The sequence below is a fragment of the Clostridium punense genome (assembly GCF_017874425.1).
Taxonomy (GTDB): Bacteria; Bacillota; Clostridia; order Clostridiales; family Clostridiaceae; genus Clostridium_J; species Clostridium_J punense.
Window position 1 is genome coordinate 1 of record NZ_JAGGLL010000078.1, and the last position, 3,889, is coordinate 3,889.

The 3,889-nt window shown below is 29.5% G+C and carries 3 protein-coding genes, 1 tRNA gene and 1 rRNA gene; 4 read left to right on the plus strand and 1 reads right to left on the minus strand.

Annotated elements, in window-relative coordinates; all coding sequences use genetic code 11:
• Positions 1-93 (plus strand): 5S ribosomal RNA (gene rrf / locus J2Z44_RS21180); the annotation flags it as partial.
• Positions 94-101: 8 nt separating this feature from the next.
• A tRNA-Phe gene (locus J2Z44_RS21185) sits at positions 102-177 on the plus strand.
• Positions 178-461: 284 nt separating this feature from the next.
• Here the strand turns inward: J2Z44_RS21185 and J2Z44_RS21195 are convergent.
• Entirely contained in the window at positions 462-935 is a 474-nt protein-coding gene (locus J2Z44_RS21195) for a peroxiredoxin (RefSeq protein WP_082206902.1), read from the minus strand.
• Positions 936-1,134: 199 nt separating this feature from the next.
• On the opposite strand from J2Z44_RS21195, the gene J2Z44_RS21200 reads away from it, so the two are divergent.
• Both J2Z44_RS21200 and J2Z44_RS21205 read left to right on the plus strand, forming a co-directional pair.
• Positions 1,135-2,028, plus strand: coding sequence for a D-alanine--D-alanine ligase (locus J2Z44_RS21200; RefSeq protein WP_021282888.1), 894 nt, complete (start codon positions 1,135-1,137; stop codon positions 2,026-2,028).
• Between the two features lie 178 nt (positions 2,029-2,206).
• On the plus strand, positions 2,207-3,649 hold the full coding sequence (locus J2Z44_RS21205; RefSeq protein WP_209650053.1) for an aminotransferase-like domain-containing protein: 1,443 nt from the start codon (positions 2,207-2,209) through the stop codon (positions 3,647-3,649).
• Positions 3,650-3,889: the final 240 nt, after the last annotated feature.

The window sequence follows — 3,889 nt, forward strand, 5'->3', positions numbered from 1 at the left end:
ACACTCGTTCCCATACCGAACACGCAAGTTAAGCTCTAAACGGCCAAGAGTACTGCAAGGGAGACTTTGTGGGAGGGTAGGTGGTCGCCAGGTAATAGTATGGCTCGATAGCTCAGTCGGTAGAGCAGAGGACTGAAAATCCTCGTGTCGCTGGTTCGATTCCTGCTCGAGCCACCAAAAACCTAGTACATTTGTACTAGGTTTTTTTATATTTAAATATAATGAAATAAATATCTATTAGAGTTAATAGAAGTAGCCTATTAAAATCATTGCTATTATTATTTATATCTATTTTTTAGTTTTTCATATTCTTTACCTATAGCCCTAGAATTCATTGAAAAAAATACAAATATTCCGTGACAGGCTACACCTATACCCCAGCCAATTGTAACCCATGTAGGGTATGGGCTTATAAAAAATATATCTACATCTTATGAATAAAGATGTAGATATACTTTTAGCTAGATTAGATTTTCATTTATATACTTTAATACTTCTTCCACATGCCCATCCACTTTTACTTTTCTAAATTCTTTCACTAAGCATCCTTTAGTATCGATTATAAAGGTACTTCTTTCGATTCCTATTGTTTTTTTACCATACATATTTTTTTCTTTGAGAACATCATATAAACTACAAACCACTTTTTCTTCATCAGATAATAAAATATAGTTAAGTTCATGTTTTTCTATAAACTTATCATGAGATTTTAAAGAATCTTTGCTAATACCAAAAACTATAGTGTTTAACTCCTCCAGAGTGTTTAAGCTTTCCTTAAAGGATATAGCTTCATTAGTTCAGCCAGGAGTATTATCTTTAGGATAAAAGAATAAAATTATGTTTTTTCCTATATAATCGCTTAATGTATGAGATTTTCCATCGCTACCAGGTAAAGTAAAGTTTGGGGCCTTCATAATTTTTTGAGAATTTTCCATTTTGGCATGCTCCTTTATAATAATTATTATTTAATAAAGATTATACTACAATATATAAATATTAATCAATTAGCTAGTAGAGATAGTATATGGCATACCACCAACCTGTAAATTTGGGCACATTGTGGTCCTTACAAAGCGCACATGGTAGGAATAAAATGATAATATAAATTAATTAATGAAAAAAGGAGTCTTAAAAATGAAAGTTGGAGTTATAATGGGTGGAGATTCTGATGAAAGAGAAATTTCTTTATTAACTGGAGAACAAGTAATTAATAATCTGGATAAAAATAAGTATGAGGTTTTTCCTATAAAAATAAACAATAAGAATGAACTTATTGACAAAATAAAAGGAATTGACTTTGCTTTTATTGCTTTACATGGAAAATTTGGTGAAGATGGAACTATACAAGCATTTTTAGAAACTATGGGCGTACCTTATTCTGGTAGTGGTGTGCTAGCAAGTGCATTATGTATGAACAAAGATATTAGTAAGAAAATATTTACGGCAGAAAATATAATTACGCCTAAGTGGCATCTTGTTACCGAGAAGAAAAATTTTAGCTATGATAAAATTAAACAATTAGGTTATCCATTAGTTGTAAAACCTAATAATGGTGGTTCTAGCATAGAAACTTATATAGTAGAAAACAGTGAGGAGTTGGAGATAGCCGTTAATCAATGCTTAAAATTAAAAGATCAAGTTATTATTGAGGAGTATATTCAGGGAGAAGAAATAACTTGTTCTATTATAGGAGGAATACCTATGCCAATAATATCTATAGAGGCTAAAGCTGATTTTTTTGATTATAATTCTAAATATAATAGTGAGGATACTGTTGAGACACAAGCAGTACTATCAGAGGAATTAACTAGAAGGATACAGGAGGTTAGCCTTGCTATTTGGAGAAGTTTTAAACTAAAAGCATACGGGAGAATAGATATCATTTTAAAAGACAAGGAAATATATGTGTTAGAAGTGAATACTCTACCAGGGATGACAACAAGCAGCTTATTGCCCAAAAGTGCTTCCATAGCAGGTATAAACTTTCAGGAATTATTAGATAAAATTATAGAGTATTCTTTAAAATAGAAGGAATTAAATAAATTAAATAGAATTTAGAAAACAATAGTTTACTAATTTTATCTAAAGTTCAAGAAAGCCTATGAATATGATACAAATTAAGGGTGTTAGTAAAACAAGTGGAGTATAGAATATAATCATATATAGTTTAGTAAAACTAATTTATTGGTTAAGGAGAAATGTACAGATGTTGTATAACATTCGAATAGATAGGAAAAAGGTTATATATATACAAGTCTATAGCAAAATAAAGGAAATGATAGAAAGTGGTTTGCTTCCAAGAGGAAGTAAGCTTATTTCTACAAGAGAACTTTCTAGTATGCTAGAGATAAGTAGAAGTGCTGTAATTTCTGCTTATGAACTATTAGAAAAAGAGGGACTAGTATATATACAAGAGGGAAAAGGAACATTTGTATCCTCAGTATGTATCGAAACGAATAATCAGTGGAGTATAGATTGGAACAAGAAAACTAGTGACTATGCAAGTATGGCTGTAAACTTAGATATAATAAAAACTGAGTTAAAACATGAAAAAAGTTTTATATCATTTAAAAGTATAGCACCTGATGATAGATTATTCGATAATGAGGAATTGAAGAGGGCATTTTTAAATACAATTTCTTTGAATGGAAATAAGTTATTAAATTACGGATATGCAAAGGGATATGAGCCACTTATTAATTACCTACTAAATTACATGGCTAATAAGGGGGTAGAAGTAAGTAATAAGGATATATTAATAACAAATGGGTTTACAGAAGGGATGGATATAGTTTTAGCATCTATTACTGAAAAAGGAGATAAAATAATATGTGAGAATCCTACTCATAATACAGCCTTAAAACTTATGAAGCTAAACTCATTGGATATAGTGGGAGTAAACTGTGAGGAGGATGGAATTAACTTTAATGAATTGAGAGAAGTTCTGGCTAAAAATAATATTAAAGCTGCATACTTTATTCCCTCTTACCACAATCCAACTGGAAGGGTTATGTCTTATGAAGATAGAAAGACTTTGTATAATAATCTAAAAAAATATAATATACCAATTATAGAAGATGGATTTAATGAAGAATTACAACATTTAAGTGATCATATATCGCCTATTACCGCTATAAGTGGAAGAGAAAATGGAGTTATATATATTGGGAGTTTATCAAAAATATTATTTCCAGGAATGAGAATAGGGTGGATTTTAGCTGATAAAGAATTGGTCAAAGTCTTAGAGAGTGTAAAAAGGAGTAGAAATATTCATACATCTGTATTAGATCAGGCAATTTTTCTAGAGTATTTAAAAAATGGAGGCTTTGAAAGATATGTTAAAAGAATAAGGGGTATATATAAAGAAAAACATGAAATTGCTATTGAAATGATTAAGAAGCATATTCCTTATAAATGGATTAGCAAAGAAGTTGCTTTGTATATACTTATAAAGTTAAATAAAATTAATTCAAGAGAGCTATTAGAAAGATGTCATAAAAGAGGTGTCGTATTTACACCAGGAGATATATTTTATACTGATGATAAAGGAGCAGATACACTAAGGTTAGGGTTTTCAAGATTATCAATAGAAGAGATTAAAAAAGGAATAACAATAATAGGAGAAGAGGCTAGGAATCTTATAAGGTAAATCCATAGGTAGGAAGAAATATATAGATTCTTAATATATACTAATCCTAGTGTGTCAGTATCTTTAAAATTGAGAAATATGTAGTTTTTTGTAGCATTATAGATTTAATAAGAAGTAATAGGTAAGTTAGGAAAGTTTGTACATGATATATATGATAAGATATGTCTTGTCCTTAAGAACGGACACAAACACTAAAAAACTTCAACAGAGTTTTGAAATTGAAATAAAAATTTTAAAATA